Source organism: Variovorax sp. AB1(2024), assembly GCF_037482385.2.
Taxonomy (GTDB): domain Bacteria; phylum Pseudomonadota; class Gammaproteobacteria; order Burkholderiales; family Burkholderiaceae_C; genus Variovorax.
In genome coordinates this window covers 217,442-232,500 of sequence record NZ_JBBHKP020000001.1, presented here as the reverse complement: position 1 = coordinate 232,500, position 15,059 = coordinate 217,442, and the positions used below count along the sequence as shown (strand labels likewise).

Annotated in this window: 13 protein-coding genes and 2 rRNA genes (1 of these 15 cut by a window edge); 6 read left to right on the top strand and 9 right to left on the bottom strand. The window is 64.7% G+C overall.

Translation table 11 applies throughout. The features are described 5' to 3' along the window. Window positions 1–1,012: ribosomal RNA gene (locus WIX39_RS01115) — 23S ribosomal RNA — on the top strand (it extends 1,859 nt beyond the left edge of the window). Window positions 1,013–1,143: 131 nt separating this feature from the next. Then, a 5S ribosomal RNA gene (gene rrf, locus WIX39_RS01110) occupies window positions 1,144–1,256 on the top strand. A 78-nt stretch (window positions 1,257–1,334) separates the two neighbouring features. Here rrf and WIX39_RS01105 read toward each other — a convergent pair. The 5 genes from WIX39_RS01105 to hppD form a co-directional block, all read right to left on the bottom strand. Continuing rightward, the gene (locus tag WIX39_RS01105) at window positions 1,335–2,267 is read right to left on the bottom strand and encodes an MBL fold metallo-hydrolase (RefSeq protein WP_409194358.1); all 933 of its coding nucleotides are present in this window, start codon (window positions 2,265–2,267) and stop codon (window positions 1,335–1,337) included. Then, the gene (locus tag WIX39_RS01100) at window positions 2,268–3,959 is read right to left on the bottom strand and encodes an AMP-binding protein (protein ID WP_106936681.1); all 1,692 of its coding nucleotides are present in this window, start codon (window positions 3,957–3,959) and stop codon (window positions 2,268–2,270) included. Between the two features lie 116 nt (window positions 3,960–4,075). Continuing rightward, window positions 4,076–4,951 (bottom strand): phenylalanine 4-monooxygenase, encoded by an 876-nt coding sequence (phhA, locus tag WIX39_RS01095; RefSeq protein ID WP_106936682.1) that lies wholly within the window; start codon window positions 4,949–4,951, stop codon window positions 4,076–4,078. A gap of 25 nt (window positions 4,952–4,976) precedes the next feature. Continuing rightward, entirely contained in the window at window positions 4,977–5,777 is an 801-nt protein-coding gene (locus WIX39_RS01090) for a transporter substrate-binding domain-containing protein (RefSeq protein WP_106936683.1), read from the bottom strand. Between the two features lie 29 nt (window positions 5,778–5,806). Next, window positions 5,807–6,934, bottom strand: coding sequence for a 4-hydroxyphenylpyruvate dioxygenase (gene hppD / locus WIX39_RS01085; protein ID WP_081270162.1), 1,128 nt, complete (start codon window positions 6,932–6,934; stop codon window positions 5,807–5,809). A 146-nt stretch (window positions 6,935–7,080) separates the two neighbouring features. Here hppD and WIX39_RS01080 point away from each other — a divergent pair, with 146 nt between their 5' ends. From WIX39_RS01080 to lnt, 4 genes are all read left to right on the top strand, one after another. Beyond that, entirely contained in the window at window positions 7,081–7,554 is a 474-nt protein-coding gene (locus WIX39_RS01080; RefSeq protein ID WP_081270170.1) for an Lrp/AsnC family transcriptional regulator, read from the top strand. A gap of 116 nt (window positions 7,555–7,670) precedes the next feature. Continuing rightward, entirely contained in the window at window positions 7,671–8,399 is a 729-nt protein-coding gene (locus WIX39_RS01075) for a GNAT family N-acetyltransferase (protein ID WP_081270161.1), read from the top strand. A gap of 100 nt (window positions 8,400–8,499) precedes the next feature. Continuing rightward, on the top strand, window positions 8,500–9,378 hold the full coding sequence (locus WIX39_RS01070) for an HlyC/CorC family transporter (RefSeq protein ID WP_081270160.1): 879 nt from the start codon (window positions 8,500–8,502) through the stop codon (window positions 9,376–9,378). Beyond that, window positions 9,378–10,955, top strand: coding sequence for an apolipoprotein N-acyltransferase (lnt, locus tag WIX39_RS01065; protein ID WP_409194357.1), 1,578 nt, complete (start codon window positions 9,378–9,380; stop codon window positions 10,953–10,955). The genes WIX39_RS01070 and lnt overlap by 1 nt, the downstream gene beginning before the upstream one ends. Before the next feature lie 6 nt (window positions 10,956–10,961). Here the strand turns inward: lnt and WIX39_RS01060 are convergent, their stop codons facing one another. The 4 genes from WIX39_RS01060 to WIX39_RS01045 are packed head-to-tail and all read right to left on the bottom strand — an operon-like array spanning window position 10,962 to window position 14,989. Then, window positions 10,962–12,338: an FAD-binding oxidoreductase gene (locus tag WIX39_RS01060; protein WP_409194356.1), complete on the bottom strand. Its 1,377-nt coding sequence runs from the start codon at window positions 12,336–12,338 to the stop codon at window positions 10,962–10,964. 8 nt (window positions 12,339–12,346) lie between these two features. Next, window positions 12,347–13,153: an ABC transporter permease gene (locus tag WIX39_RS01055; RefSeq protein ID WP_081270158.1), complete on the bottom strand. Its 807-nt coding sequence runs from the start codon at window positions 13,151–13,153 to the stop codon at window positions 12,347–12,349. Next, window positions 13,150–13,986, bottom strand: coding sequence for an ABC transporter ATP-binding protein (locus WIX39_RS01050; RefSeq protein WP_081270157.1), 837 nt, complete (start codon window positions 13,984–13,986; stop codon window positions 13,150–13,152). The genes WIX39_RS01055 and WIX39_RS01050 overlap by 4 nt, the downstream gene beginning before the upstream one ends. A 19-nt stretch (window positions 13,987–14,005) precedes the next feature. Further along, the gene (locus tag WIX39_RS01045) at window positions 14,006–14,989 is read right to left on the bottom strand and encodes an ABC transporter substrate-binding protein (RefSeq protein ID WP_285414269.1); all 984 of its coding nucleotides are present in this window, start codon (window positions 14,987–14,989) and stop codon (window positions 14,006–14,008) included. Between the last annotated feature and the right edge of the window lie 70 nt (window positions 14,990–15,059).

Below are 15,059 nucleotides of genomic sequence, written 5' to 3'. Positions count from 1 at the left end.
TCCCAGTAAACGGCGGCCGTAACTATAACGGTCCTAAGGTAGCGAAATTCCTTGTCGGGTAAGTTCCGACCTGCACGAATGGCGTAACGATGGCCACACTGTCTCCTCCTGAGACTCAGCGAAGTTGAAATGTTTGTGATGATGCAATCTCCCCGCGGAAAGACGGAAAGACCCCATGAACCTTTACTGTAGCTTTGTATTGGACTTTGAACAGATCTGTGTAGGATAGGTGGGAGGCTTTGAAGCAGGGTCGCTAGATCTTGTGGAGCCAACGTTGAAATACCACCCTGGTGTGTTTGAGGTTCTAACCTAGGTCCATTATCTGGATCGGGGACAGTGCATGGTAGGCAGTTTGACTGGGGCGGTCTCCTCCCAAAGCGTAACGGAGGAGTTCGAAGGTACGCTAGTTACGGTCGGACATCGTGACGATAGTGCAATGGCATAAGCGTGCTTAACTGCGAGACTGACAAGTCGAGCAGATGCGAAAGCAGGACATAGTGATCCGGTGGTTCTGTATGGAAGGGCCATCGCTCAACGGATAAAAGGTACTCTGGGGATAACAGGCTGATACCGCCCAAGAGTTCATATCGACGGCGGTGTTTGGCACCTCGATGTCGGCTCATCTCATCCTGGGGCTGTAGCCGGTCCCAAGGGTATGGCTGTTCGCCATTTAAAGAGGTACGTGAGCTGGGTTTAAAACGTCGTGAGACAGTTTGGTCCCTATCTTCCGTGGGCGCTGCAGATTTGAGGAAGCCTGCTCCTAGTACGAGAGGACCGGAGTGGACACACCTCTGGTGTATCGGTTGTCACGCCAGTGGCATTGCCGAGTAGCTAAGTGTGGAAGAGATAACCGCTGAAAGCATCTAAGCGGGAAACTCGTTTCAAGATGAGATCTGCCGGGGCCTTGAGCCCCCTGAAGAGTCGTTCAAGACCAGGACGTTGATAGGTCAGGTGTGGAAGCGCAGTAATGCGTTAAGCTAACTGATACTAATTGCTCGTGCGGCTTGACCCTATAACTTTGATCAAAATACAGATCAAGGTGTTATGCCAAGTTGACGCATTCAAAACAATTCGCCAAAAGCTGATTCCAAACTCTATGAATTCGTCCGGTTGATCTCCCGATCAACCAGACAACCCTTTATGCCTGATGACCATAGCGAGTTGGTACCACTCCTTCCCATCCCGAACAGGACAGTGAAACGACTCAGCGCCGATGATAGTGCGGGTTCCCGTGTGAAAGTAGGTCATCGTCAGGCTCTTACAGCCCAGAAAACCCCAGTCAGAAATGACTGGGGTTTTTTGCTTTGCGCGAGCAGACAAATACGCCCCATCTTTCAAAGATTGCGAATCGCGATCTTGTCTTTCTCCGCAGCTCCCGCCGCAATCAATTCCTGCAAGATATCAGCGGTAAGTTGATCGAATTCGACGCCTCCAAAGAACCGGGCATGAATCATGGCCAAGTACGGCGTACTGTGCAGCCACAGCCGCCATTCCTCGAGAGCCATAACCTGCATTTCCAGCAGCTTGAATTTCATCAGCACCTTGATCGCATGCCGCGCGTGCTTGACTGGATCGCGCAGCAATCCGTCGAGGCGCTTGCGTGCGACAGAAAGAGCTTTGCTGACGTCGTCGAAGATCGCACCGTGTCCTGGAATCACCCGCAAGGGCTTAAGCGATTCGATCAAGTCCAGCGTTGCCGCCATGTCCCCGAATGAAGGCTCGCCAGCAAGCTCAGGAAAAGCAATCCCGAATCCGTGTTCCCACAGCGCATCCGCGGAGATCAGCGTTCGCGATGCTGCATCGAACAAGATGATCGAGTGCGGATCGTGCCCAGGTGCCGCATGAACCTGCCACGGCCTGTCACCCAGCATGCACTCGGTGTCCGGTTGCAATAGTCCGCCGAAGCCGAACCGCGGGCAAGTCTGTCCCGTCGCCAAAAAACTCAGGCCGCTTTCGTCCCACCGCTCCACCAGCGCCGCCTCGCCAGGCGGTATCTCGATGCGAACTGATGGATAGCGTTCCTCCAGCGCCGAGTTGCCTCCGCAGTGATCGCTATGCAGATGCGTATTCAGGATGCGATCAAGCGCCCGATCTCCAAGCACCGACTCGACCAGTGCCACCGTCTGCTCCGCATGCGTGGCATATCCGGTGTCGACCACTGCTGTCTCGTGGGCGCCCAGGAACAAGATGTTGTTCGAAGAAAGCCATCCCCGCTCGAGCACGATTACGTTCGCCGGAAGACCGGCGCTTGCCGACGATTGGCTCATTCAGGCGCCCGCGCTGGCGCGAAGCTCCCGCCGCAGGATCTTCCCCACATTCGTCTTCGGCAGCGACTCCCGAAACTCGATGTGCTTGGGCCGCTTGTAGCCGGTGAGCTGCGAGTGGCAATACTGGAGCACCGCGTCCTCGGTCAATGCCGGGTCCCTTCGCACCACGAACACCTTGATCGCCTCTCCCTGCTTCTCGTCGGGTACACCCACAGCCGCGCATTCGACGACCCCGGGGCAGAGCGAAATCACGTTTTCCAGCTCGTTCGGAAACACGTTGAAGCCGCTCACCAGGATCATGTCTTTCTTGCGATCGACGATCCGGCTGTAGCCATCTTCCTGCATCACCGCGATATCGCCAGTCCGCATGAAGCCATCTGCCGTGAACGCCGCTGCGGTCTCGGCGGGCTGGTTGTAGTAGCCCACCATCACGTTGGGGCCCTTGATGCAGAGTTCGCCGGACTGCCCCACGGGGAGTGAATTGCCTTCGTCGTCCTTGATCGCGATCTCGATACTCGGCAGCGGCAGCCCGATCGTCCCAGTGAACTCGGTGTTTGACACGGGGTTGTTCGTCCCGATCGCGCAGGTCTCGCTCATTCCCCAGCCCTCGATCATCGGGCAGCCGGTGACCTCAAACCACTTGCGTGCCGTTCCTTCAGAGGCCGCCATGCCTCCCGCCTGCGAAACGAACAGCGTCGAGAAATCGAGCGTCTTGAATTCCGGATGCATCAACAGCGCATTGAACAGCGTGTTCACCGCGGGCAGCATGTGGAAGGGCCGCTTCTTCAGCACCGCAATGAACTTGTTGAAGTCGCGCGGGTTAGGGATCAGCGTCATGTGAGAGCCCTGCCGGATCGCCAGCAGGCACAGCGTCAGCGCGAAGATGTGATACAGCGGCAGGGCCGCGATGCTGTTGACCTTCGACAGGTCGCCGGCACGTTCGAGTGCCGGCGTGAACCAGGCTTCGGCCTGCAGTGTCGCGGCGACGATGTTGCGATGCGTCAGCACCGCGCCCTTCGACAAACCCGTCGTTCCGCCCGTGTACTGCAGGAATGCGACGGAGTCGAGCGTGCTGCGGTCGGGCCCCAGCGTGCGGCCGCGTCCCTCGGTGATCGCCTGCGTGAAAGCCGTGACCGAGCGCTCGTCGCTCAGGGGCAGCTTGTAGGCCGGCACGATCTTCGCCAGATGCCGCACCGCGATCGTGATCCACGCGCCGTACAGGCCGCCGAGCAGGTCGCCCATCGACGTCACGACCACATGCTTCACGGGCGTGCGCTCGATCACTTTTTCAAGCGTCGACGCGAAGTTCTCGAGAATGACGATGGCCGTCGCGCCCGAATCCTTCAGCTGATGCTCCAGCTCGCGCGCCGTGTACAGCGGATTGACGTTCACGCATGTGTAGCCCGCGCGCAGCACGCCGCACATCGTGACCGCGAATTGCGGAATATTGGGCAGCATGATCGCCACGCGCGCTCCCGGCTCGAGCCCGCGCGACTGCAGCCACGCGCCGAGCGCCTTCGACAGCGTGTCGAGTTCGCCAAAAGACATCCAACGCTCCATGCAGACCGAGAACGGCCGGTCGGCATAGCGGCCGAAGGCTTCCTCGAACATGTGGGGCAAGGACCGGTACTGCTCGGGATGAATCTCGTGCGGTACGCCGGCAGGATAGTTTTGTCGCGCGGATGTCTGCATGCAAGCTCCTTTGGCGCGGATTGTGGGAGGCAGTGCGCCTCCGCCGCCAGCGGGCTTGTCCTAGGGAACGGGCTTGCGCTGTCGCGCGCGCGATAGCCGCGCGGCGACCGAATGGCTCAGGCCTTGCCCGTCTCGCCTGGCAGCAGCACGCCGGCCTCGATGTCGGTGGCGACCTCGAGCGCTTCGTACAGCGGCGTGAAGTCGGGCGCCGTGAGGTCGAAGAGCTGCGCGAAGCTTTCGATCACGAAGTAGTTGGCCTGGTAGGTGTCGATCTTGTAGCGCGTGCGCATGGCGCGCAGCAGGTCGATCGGCAGCCTGAGCGGCTCTTCGCTGAGCACCGCGTGCTTCAGCTCGCCCACCGAGCTGAGGATGCCGGCGCCGTATGCGCGCAGGCCGTCCGGCTGGCGGATCAGCCCGAACTCCACCGTGTACCAATACAGCCGCGCGAGCTTTTCGCCGGCACCCAGCTCGTGCGCCTTGATGCCACCCGCGCCATAGCGCTGCACATAGTCGGCGAAGGTCGGGTCGAACAGCATCGGCACATGGCCGAACAGGTCGTGGAAAACGTCGGGTTCGACGATGTAGTCGAACTCCTCGGGCTTGCGGATCCAGTCGGTCACCGGAAACTTGCGGTTCGCGAGCAGCGTGAAGAACGGCAGCTCGGGAATCAGTCCCGGCACCGCCACGATCTCCCAGCCGGTTGCGCGATGCAGCCGCTCGTTGAGTTCTTCGAAGCGCGGGATGCGGTCCTTCACGCCCAGCGACGGCAGCGCCTTGATGAAGGCATCGCAGGCCAGCCCCGGCAATTGCGCGGCCTGCCGCTCGTAGAGCCGCTTGTAGGTGTCATGGTCGGCGGCCGTGTAGCTCGCCCAGTCCTGCGGGCAGGTGTAGTCGGCCAGCACGGTGCCGCCGCGCGAGTAGTCGCCGCGCGGCGGGCGGTCCGAGGCGCCATACACGGCGGGGGTGACAACTGCTGCGGCGGGGGAGTCCATGGAAAACGATCTCGGAGAAGAAGGGTTACTTGAGCCAGCGGTCCATCGTGCGCTGGAAGTCGCCGCCGGCCTGCTGCAGGTGCAGCCACTGGTCGACGTACGATTTGAATGCCACGTCGTCGCGCGGCAGCATCCAGGCCATCTCGCCGTACTGCAGCGGCTTGTCGGGATTGATCGCGCACAGGCCCGGCTTGAGCTTCTGCTGCGTGATGGCCTCGGCCGCCTCGGTGACGAACACATCGGCGCGGTTCGCGAGGATCTCGTCGAAGATCGTCACGTTCTCGCCGTGCAGCGTGAGTTTGGCCTGCTTGAAATTGGCGCGGGCGAAGCGTTCGTTGCTGCCGCCCGGATTGAAGATGACACGCACCGACGGCTTGTCGATGTCGGCCACGCTCTGGTACTTGGCCACGTCGGCGCAGCGTGCGATGGGCGTCTTGCCGTTGACCATGTAGGGCGCGCTGAAGAAGGCGCGCTTTTGCCGGTCGGTGGTGACCGAGACGCCACCCACCGCGATGTCGCACTTGCCGGCGGCAAGGTCGGGCAGCAGGTTGGCCCAGGTGGTCTTGATCCACTCCGGCTTTGCGCCGAGGCTGGCGCTGAAGCCCGTCATGAGGTCGACGTCGATGCCCTCGAAGGCCCCGTCGGCCTTCTGGAAGCTGAAGGGCTTGTAGTCGCCCGGCGTGCAGATGCGCAGCACGGCGGCCTTTTGCACCGCGTCCAGGTGCGAGCCGGCCATCGGCGTTGCCGCCGGCGGCATGGCGCAGCCTGAAAGAACGGCGGCAGCCGCCGCGATGAAGGTCAGGCCGATCGAAAACGTGCTGCGCATGCCGGGCTCCTGGAGCAATGAAGAAGCGCTTATTTTGCGGCGCTCAGCACGCCGCGGCGCATCTGGTCGAGCTCGATGCTCTCGAACAGCGCCTTGAAGTTGCCGTTGCCGAAGCCGTCGTCGCCCTTGCGCTGGATGAATTCGAAGAAGATCGGGCCGAGCTGGTTCTCGCTGAAGATCTGCAGCAGCAGGGCGTCCTTCTTGCCGTCGATCAGGATCTTGCGCTTGTGCAGCTCTTCCACGCTCTCGCCGTGGCCGGGGATGCGCTTGTCGACCAGCTCGTAGTACGTGTCGATGGTGTCCAGCAGCGTGACGCCGTTGGCGCGCAGCGCGTCGACGGTGGCGTAGAGGTCGTCCGAGCCCATGGCGATGTGCTGGATGCCTTCGCCCTTGTACATGTCCAGGTACTCTTGGATCTGGCCGGCCTGCTCCTTGCCCTCTTCGTTGATCGGGATGCGGATCTTGCCGCAGGGGCTGGTCATGGCCTTGCTCTTCACGCCCGTCACCTGGCCTTCGATGTCGAAGTACTTGATCTCGCGGAAGTTGAAGAGCTTCTCGTAGAAGCCGGCCCAGACGTTCATGCGGCCGCGATACACGTTGTGCGTCAGGTGGTCGATGTAGGTCAGGCCGTTGCCGAACGGCGAGAGCGCCTGCTCGGGCGCGACGCCGGGCAGCGCCTCGAAGTCGACGTCGTAGAAGCCGATGTTGCCGATGTCGCCGGGCTTCGCGCCGTTCTTGCCGGGCCAGCGGTCCACCAGGTAGATCAGGCTGTCGCCGATGCCCTTGATGGCGGGGATGTTCAGCTCGCCGGGGCCGGCCTTGTCGGCAAAGCCCCAGGCGCCGAGTGCGGTGGCGCGTTCGTAGGCTTGCTTGGCGTCCTGCACGCGGAAGGCGATGGCGCACACGCTCGGGCCGTGCTCGCGCGCGAACTTCTGCGCAAACGAGTCGGGCTCGGCGTTCAGGATGAAATTGATGGTGCCCTGGCGATACAGCAGCACATTCTTGTGGCGGTGCTTGGCCACGGCCTTGAAACCCATGCGCTCGAACACCTTGCCCATGGCGACCGGATCGGGTGCCGCGTACTCGATGAATTCGAAGCCGTCGGTGCCCATGGGGTTCTCCCAGGGGGTGAAGGCGGGTGCGTCGGCTTGGCTCATGCGTGGTCTCCGGAAAGGTGTGGGGTATTCAATGAAAAGGCGCGAAATCGGCCAGTCATGCAATGTAGGGTGGATGGCTCTCAGGTTTTCTGCGTTTCCGGGCGCTTGCGATGGCCTTCGCGCAGTAAAACTGCAAGAATATGGAAATGGAAGCACTGGACAAGATTGACAGGCTCATTCTGCGCACGCTGCAAGCAGACGGGCGCGCGACTTACGATCAACTCGCGGAACAGGTGAGCCTGTCGCCCAGCGCCGTGCTGCGACGGGTCAAGCGGCTGGAGGAAAGCCGGGTCATCGACCGCTATGTCGCCCTGGTGCAGCCGGAAGCCATCGGCCTGGGGCTGACCGCCTACCTCAACGTGCGGCTCGAAAAGCACACCGAGACCCACAAGCGCAACCCCATGGACCTGTTTCGCGCCAGCGTCCAGACCTGGCCCGAGGTGGTCGAGTGCGCCGCGCTCACCGGCGACATGGACTACCTGCTGCGCGTGGTGGTGGCCGACATGGCCCACTACAGCCGTTTCATCATGGACACGCTGCTCAAGCACCCCAGTGTCGAAGACTGCAAGACCAGCTTCGTGCTGGATCGCGTCAAGGCCACGACAGCCGTTCCTGTTTGACGACCCAGGCAGCCGGGTTGCACGGGCGCCACGCGTCTCGGCACTGATTCACGGACCGTGTCCCGCAATTGACCCTGGCGGCTTGATGATTAAGGGAAAACCCTTACATTTGAGCCATGCTTACCGCCAAGACCCTTCTCAAGGCGTCTCTCGGCCTTGGCTCTTTCCTGAAAGCGCCGATGGTTGAGGCGCAACCACGCGCTGCCAGCGCGCCTCAACCCGTGATGGTGCCGATCCGCTCGATCGGTCCTCGCGAACGCGAGCGCATCGCGCGCCACCTGCTCGAACTCTCCCCGCACGACCGCTACCTGCGCTTCGGCTACGCGGCGGCCGACGAGCAGGTCCAGCGTTACGTCGACAGCCTCGATTTCGAGCGCGACGAACTCTTCGGCATCTACAACCGCCGCCTCGACCTGATCGCGATGGCGCACCTGGCCTTCGCCCCCGGCGACCAGCACAGCGATTGCGCCGAATTCGGCGTGTCGGTCTCGGCGCATGCGCGCGGCCGGGGCTATGGCGCCCGCTTGTTCGAGCGTGCCGTGGTCGTGGCCCGCAACGAAGGCGTGGGCATGCTCTTCATCCATGCGCTGAGCGAGAACGCCGCCATGCTGAAGATCGCCCGCAACGCCGGCGCCACCGTGGTGCGCAGCGGCTCCGAGGCCGAGGCCCACCTGGAGCTGCCCAGCGCCACCTTCGACAGCCGCATGAGCGAAATCGCGCTCGAGCACTACGCCGCCGTCGACTTCGCCCTCAAGAGCCGCGCCAAGCAGTTCTGGGCCTTCCTGGCAGGCCTGCAGGAAATGCGCAGCGGCATGCGCGAAGCCCGCAAGAAATCCGCCCCCTGAGCCCGTCCGGCGGTTCCCGTACGGCCTATGCCGGCCGTACGGTGGAGCGTGTCACACGCAATCCGGTATCCTTGCCCTTCCTCAACTCCGCCCTCCCGCAGTGGCCGAACCTCACCCTGAACGCGCTCCCGTAGAACGGGAAGACAAGCGCGGCTTTCTCCAGAAGCTCGCCGAATTCATCCACCCCGGTCCCGACTCGCGCGACGAGCTGATCGAAACCCTGGCGGACGCCGAGGACAACGAGGTGATCGGCGCAGAGTCGCGCGTGATGCTCGAGGGCGTGCTGCGCATGGCCGACATGACGGCCGGCGACGTGATGGTCGCGGCGCCGCGCATGGACATCATCAACATCGACGCCCCGTTCGACGCGCTGCTGCATCTCATCATCGACACCGCGCATTCGCGCTTCCCGGTGTACGAGGGCGAAAAAGAAAACATCATCGGCATCCTGCTCGCGAAGGACCTGCTCAAGCTGCAGCGCGCGCCGGGCCTGAACATCCGCGCGCTGCTGCGGCCGGCGACCTTCGTGCCCGAGAGCAAGGGCCTGAACGACCTGCTGCGCGAATTCCGCGGCAACCGCAACCACCTGGCCATCGTCATCGACGAATTCGGCCGCGTGGCCGGCCTCATCACGATCGAGGACGTGCTCGAGCAGATCGTCGGCGAGATCGAGGACGAGTTCGACATCGCCGAGGACGAAGGCGACATCTTCGGCCTGGCCGACCACACCTACCGCGTCTCCGGCGACACGCCCATCGAGCGCGTGGCCGAGGCATTCGGCATCGTCTTCAACGAAGAGCAGCTCAGCGAAGACTTCGACACCATCGGCGGGCTGATCGCGCACGAGATGGGCCACGTGCCCAAGCGCGGCGAGCACCACGCGATGGGCGGCTTCGACTTCGTGGTGCTGCACACCAAGGGCGGCGCGGTGCGCTGGTTCAAGGTGTCTCCGGCCCGCGGCAGCGACGCGGCCGACTGATGGCGCGCGCGCCGGCTTCCCCGCTCGCCAACCTGTTCCGCCTGCTCGGCTTCGGTGCGGCCGGCCTCGCCCAGGCGCTTTCGATGGCTTCGCCCGCTGGCGGCAAGCCGCTGTGGTGGCTGCAGCTGCTGTCGCTCGGCGCGCTGGTCTGGCTGCTCGACGGCCTGCGCGCGCAGGGAGCGGGCTGGCGCCGCGCCGGCCTGCACGGCTGGCTGTTCTCCACCGCGTGGCTCACCGGCAGCTTCTGGTGGCTCTTCATTTCGATGCACACCTACGGGGGCCTGCCCGCGCCGCTGGCGGCCATTGCCGTGCTGGCCCTGGCCGCCGCGCTGGGGCTCTACTACGCCGCGGCGGCGGCATGGTTCGTGGTGCGCGGCCCGAAAGGGCGTGTGACGGGCGCGCTGGTGTTCGCGGCGCTGTGGACACTTGCCGAACTCGTGCGCGGCAGCTGGTTCACCGGCTTTCCATGGGGCGCTGGCGGCTATGCGCACGTCGAGGGGCCGTTCGCGGCGCTCGCGCCGTGGGTGGGCGTCTACGGCATCGGGGCGGCGGCTGCGCTGGTGGCTGCGCTGGTCGCATTGCATCGCCCGGTTCGCATGGCCGACGCGGTGCCGGGCGTGGCGCTCCTCGCGCTGGTGTTCGCCGTGCCGCATCTCGTTGCGCCGCTTCGCGACGACGTGCGGGGCGCGGGCGGCGCGACCGGCAGCCTGAACGTCGCGCTCCTGCAGGGCAACATCCCGCAGGACGAGAAATTCATTCCGGGCGGCGGCATCGAGACCGCATTGCGCTGGTACGGCGAGCAACTGCGCGATGCCAAGGCTTCGCTCGTCGTCACTCCCGAGACCGCCTTGCCGTTGCTGCCGCAGCAACTGCCGCCCGGCTACCTCGACGCCATCCGGGCGCGCTACAGCCAGGGCAGCCAGGCCGCCATCGTCGGCTTGCCCATGACGGGGCTCGGCGGCCCGGGCACCTACAGCAACTCGGTGCTGGGCTTCCAGCCCGGCGCCTCGCAGGTCTACCAGTACAGCAAGCACCACCTGGTGCCGTTCGGCGAATTCATTCCCACGGGCTTTCGCTGGTTCATCCAGATGATGAACATCCCGCTCGGCGACTTCGCGCGTGGCGGTCTCGCGCAGGCGCCCTTCGTCTGGCAGGGCCAGCGCATCGCGCCGAACATCTGCTACGAAGACTTGTTCGGCGACGAGATCGGCGCGAACTTCCGCGACGAGGCCAGCGCCCCGACCATCCTGCTCAACGTGAGCAACATCGCGTGGTTCGGCGACTCGGTGGCCATCGACGAGCACCTTTCCATCTCGCGCATGCGCGCGCTCGAATTCGCGCGGCCGATGGTGCGCTCCACCAACACCGGCGCCACCGTGGTGATCGACGCCGAAGGCCGCGTGACGCACGAACTGCCGCGCCTCACGCGCGGCGTGCTCGAAGCCAGCATCGAAGGCCGGCGCGGCCTCACGCCCTACGCGCGCTGGGTCGCGCCCTTCGGGCTGTGGCCGCTGTGGATCCTGGCGATGGGCATCGTGGCCGCAGCCTTCTTGCTGCGCCGCCGCGGCCGCGATTGAACGGCCTCAGGCGCCCCCCGCGCCCTTCACCGGCCAGTCGCGCAGCTTGCCGGGGTTCAGCAGCCCCATCGGGTCGAAGCGCTTCTTCACCGCGATGACCTCGGGCGGCAGCGGCCCGCCGGCCTTGCCGTCTTCCACGATGTTCACGTGCGGGTTGTTGATGTGCACGTTGTGCTCGCGGTGGATGCGCATGATCTCCTGAAGCCGCTCCTCGGTGCTGAAGCGCACCAGCTGCAGCCCGCTGCAGGTCATGAGGCCCGCCACGTTGCGGATGAACTCCAGGTGCATCATCACCTCGCCGTTCGCGCCCATCAGCTTTTCCATCTCGATCACCTGCTCCACATGCCTGCCGGGCACGAAGCCGCTCTGCAGGTAGGTCAGCGTCGGATCGATCTTGAGCGCGTGCAGCGTCGTGTGGTTCCAGGTGAACTCCATCAGCGTGCGGTTGCTCTTCTGCACCTCCGCCGCCGTCTTGCGGTAGCCCACGGTGCCGCCGTGCGCTTCGACCAGCTGCAGCAGCGCGGGCTCGCTCGATTCGGCCACCAGCGACAGCACCGTGTGGCAGCCCTTGGGCAGGTGCGCGGCGAGCTGCGCCAGATGGTCGGAGATGGGGGCGGCGAAAAAGCTCACGCCGCGCTTCACGATGCCCGGCGCGTGCGCGAGCTTGTCGGCGAAGTGCAGTGCGCGCTCGAAGTCGTCGAAGGTCACCAGCGTTTCGAGCCACGGATGCGCGGGCGCCAGGGCGATCTCCAGTTCCAGCACCAGTCCGTTGGTGCCCCACAGGTGGTGCATGCGCATGGCCTCGGCGCCGCGCAGTTCGACGACCTGCGGCTCGGCCTCGATGCTCATCGCGCGGATGCCGATCACGTTGCCCGGCGCGCCCAGCGGCCCGTAGTTGATGGAGCCCACGCCGCCGAAGCCGCCGCCGAACAGGCCGCCCAGCGTCGCGCTGCGGTAGGTGGAGGGCACGCAGCGCATCTCCTGCCCCGTGGGCCTGGTCTGCTTTTCGAGCTCGCCCAGGCGGATGCCGGCCTGCGCGCGCGCCACGCCGGGGCGCACCCAGAGGCAGCTGTTGTAGCCCGTCATGTCGAGCACCACGCCGCCGGCCAGCGGCGTGGTCTGGCCGTAGTTGCCGGTGCCGCTGCCGCGGATGGTGATGGGCACGCCGCGGCGCGCGCAGGCACCCACCACGGCGCGGATCTCTTCCTCGGTGCGCGGGCGCACGACCACGTCGGCGCGCTTGTCCTTGAGCTGGCGCACCAGCACGGGGCTGAACCAGGAAAAGTCGGAGGACAGCCGCGTGACGCGGCTTTCGTCGGTGATCCAGTCGAGGTCGGGCAGTTCGAGCAGCAGTTGCTCGATGGCGGAAACGGGAGCATTCATGGTCAAGGTCAATCCTGGGAAAGTTCGCTCGCATGCCACGAGCCCAGCGCCACCTTGGTGAGCCAGGCCATCAGCACGAAGAGCGCGACACCGGTGAGGGAAATGAGCAGCAGCGCGGCGAACATGCGCGGGATGTTCAGCTGGAAGCCCGCCTGCAGGATCTGGTAGGCCAGCCCTGCGCCGGAACCGCCCGTGCCCGCGACGAACTCCGCCACCACCGCGCCGATCAGCGCGAGGCCGCTGGAGATGCGCAGGCCGCCGAAGAAGTACGGCAGCGCGCTCGGAATGCGCAGGCGCACCAGCTGCTGCCAGCGCGTCGCGCGGTTGAGCTTGAAGTAGCTCTGCAGGTCGGGGTCGATGCTGCGCAGGCCCAGCGTGGTGTTGCTGATGATCGGGAACAGCGCCACCAGCGCCGCGCACACCGTCATGGCGGCCACGGGGTTCTTCACCCAGATGATGATCAGCGGCGCCACCGCCACGATGGGCGTCACCTGCAGCAGCACCGCGTACGGAAAGAGCGCGGTCTCGATGCGCTTGCTCTGCACGAACAGGAACGAGATCAGCACGCCCGCCACCGTGGCCAGCAGGAACGACAGCAGCGTGATCTTGAGCGTGACCAGCAGCGCGTTGCCCAGCGGCGTCCAGTCGGTCACCAGCGTCTGCATCATCAGATAGGGCGAGGGCACGAGGTAGGCCGGCAGCTCCATCGCCACCACCATCCACTGCCACAGCGCCACCAGCACCACGCCGATCAGCACCGGGTACAGCACGCGCTGCACGCGCGGCTGGCTCATCAGGGGAATGTTCTTCTTCATCGCGCGTGCTCCTCGTCGGTGCTGCTGGCGCGCAGCAGGCTGTCCTGCAGTTGCTTGGCGTGGCGCGCGAATTCGGGCGTCACCATGAAGTCGGCGCTGCGCGGGTACGGTTCGTCGATGTGGAACTGCTCGACCACGCGGCCCGGACGCGCGGCCATCATCACCACGCGGCTCGACAGGAACACGGCTTCGTGGATCGAGTGCGTCACGAAGATCACGGTGAGCTTCTTCTTGCGCCACAGCTCGAGCAGGTCGGCGTCGAGCTTGTGGCGCGTGATCTCGTCGAGCGCGCCGAAGGGCTCGTCCATCAGCAGCAGGTCGGGCTGCGTGACGAGGCCGCGCGCGATCGACACGCGCATCTGCATGCCGCCCGAGAGCGCACGCGGCAGCGCGTCGGCGAACTTCTCCAGCCCGACCAGCGCGAGCGACTCCATCACCCGCGCGTCGGCCTCCTTGCGCGGCACGCCGGCCAGGTCCAGCGGCAGCCGCACGTTGGTGCGCACGCTGGCCCACGGCATCAGCGTGGGCGACTGGAACACGAACGACATCTTGCGTGCGCTGTCGTGCAACTGGCCCACCGGCTTGCGCCACACCAGCAGCCGCCCGTCGCTGGGCTCGAGCATGCCCGCCACCATCTTCAGCAGCGTGCTCTTGCCGCAGCCCGAGGGTCCGAGCAGCGTGACGAATTCGCCCTCGGCGATCGACAGGTCCACCGGCAGCAGCGCCTGCGTGCCGTTGGGGTAGGTCTTCTCGGCCGAGAGCACTTCGACGGCGGGCACCGAAGGCGAGAGTTCCGGCGGTGGCGCCAGGGTGTGGGGTTCGATGCGGTTCATGCGGCGGGCCTTGGCAAGATCAGGGCAGGACCTTGGCGTCCTTGATGAACTCGGTGCTGTACGTCTTTGCGAGTTCGACCTTGGCCGGGTCGAGCAGCTTCGCGCTCACGAGGAAGTCGTAGCTCGCCTTGGCGCGCGCATCGGTCATCACGCCGATGCCCAGCTTGGACGCGTCGCCGCCGGTGATCATCCCCATCTCCTTGAGCTTGGCGACGCTGTAGGCCAGCTGGTCGTCGGTCATGTTGGGGTTGTCCTTCTTGATCAGCGCGTTGGCGGGCGCCGGATCGGCGAGGTAGCTCTTCCAGCCTTCGGCCGAGGCCTTCACGAAGGCGGCGACCTGCTTGTTGCGGTCCTTCAGCGTCTTTTCCATGCACGACACGGTGGTGGCGTAGGCCGGGAAGCCGTGGTCGCTGAACATCAGCACCGTGCTCTTCACGCCGGCCTTCTGGATGGCGTAGGGCTCGGAGGTCAGGTAGCCCTGCTGCGCGGTGTTCTTGTCGGCCACGAAGGGCTGGATGTTGAAGGTATAGGGGCGCGTCTGCTCGTCGGTGAAGCCGAACTTGGCCTTCAGCCAGGGCCAGTAGCCGCGCTGCGCCTGCGCGCCGATGAGCAGCGTCTTGCCCTTCAGGTCTTCGAACTTCTTCACGTCGTCGTGCGCGATCAGCACCTGCGGGTCCTTCTGGAAGAACGCCGCCACGTTGACCACCGGCACGCCGCCTTCGCGCACCTGCATCATCTGGATGTCGCTCGAGCCCATGATGCAGTCGGCCTGGCCGGCGGCCATCATCTGCGTGATGTTGACCTGCGGGCCGCCCATCTTGATGGTCACGTCCAGGCCGTACTTCTTGTAGATGCCCTGCGCCACGGCCTGGTAGAAGCCGCCGTGCTCGGCCTGCGCGTACCAGTTGGTCATGTAGGTGAACTTGTCCTCGGCCTGCGCGGGCGCGGTGGCGAGGAAGGCGATGGCGGCGGCGCCGGCCAGGGACAGTGCGAAGGAGCGCATGGTGGGGACCTTTCGGAGGCTGGAGAGTTTTCGGGGAAAAAGAATGCGGTGAACGGGCCGATGCAAGAAG

What these genes read in the sequence shown, in the direction of transcription:
- WIX39_RS01105 (WP_409194358.1), bottom strand. Translation starts at nt 2,267, where the DNA reads ATGAGCCAATCGTCGGCAAGCGCCGGTCTTCCGGCGAACGTAATCGTG.
- WIX39_RS01100 (WP_106936681.1), bottom strand. Translation starts at nt 3,959, where the DNA reads ATGCAGACATCCGCGCGACAAAACTATCCTGCCGGCGTACCGCACGAG.
- phhA (WP_106936682.1), bottom strand. Translation starts at nt 4,951, where the DNA reads ATGGACTCCCCCGCCGCAGCAGTTGTCACCCCCGCCGTGTATGGCGCC.
- WIX39_RS01090 (WP_106936683.1), bottom strand. Translation starts at nt 5,777, where the DNA reads ATGCGCAGCACGTTTTCGATCGGCCTGACCTTCATCGCGGCGGCTGCC.
- hppD (WP_081270162.1), bottom strand. Translation starts at nt 6,934, where the DNA reads ATGAGCCAAGCCGACGCACCCGCCTTCACCCCCTGGGAGAACCCCATG.
- WIX39_RS01080 (WP_081270170.1), top strand. Translation starts at nt 7,081, where the DNA reads ATGGAAGCACTGGACAAGATTGACAGGCTCATTCTGCGCACGCTGCAA.
- WIX39_RS01075 (WP_081270161.1), top strand. Translation starts at nt 7,671, where the DNA reads ATGCTTACCGCCAAGACCCTTCTCAAGGCGTCTCTCGGCCTTGGCTCT.
- lnt (WP_409194357.1), top strand. Translation starts at nt 9,378, where the DNA reads ATGGCGCGCGCGCCGGCTTCCCCGCTCGCCAACCTGTTCCGCCTGCTC.
- WIX39_RS01060 (WP_409194356.1), bottom strand. Translation starts at nt 12,338, where the DNA reads ATGAATGCTCCCGTTTCCGCCATCGAGCAACTGCTGCTCGAACTGCCC.
- WIX39_RS01055 (WP_081270158.1), bottom strand. Translation starts at nt 13,153, where the DNA reads ATGAAGAAGAACATTCCCCTGATGAGCCAGCCGCGCGTGCAGCGCGTG.
- WIX39_RS01050 (WP_081270157.1), bottom strand. Translation starts at nt 13,986, where the DNA reads ATGAACCGCATCGAACCCCACACCCTGGCGCCACCGCCGGAACTCTCG.
- WIX39_RS01045 (WP_285414269.1), bottom strand. Translation starts at nt 14,989, where the DNA reads ATGCGCTCCTTCGCACTGTCCCTGGCCGGCGCCGCCGCCATCGCCTTC.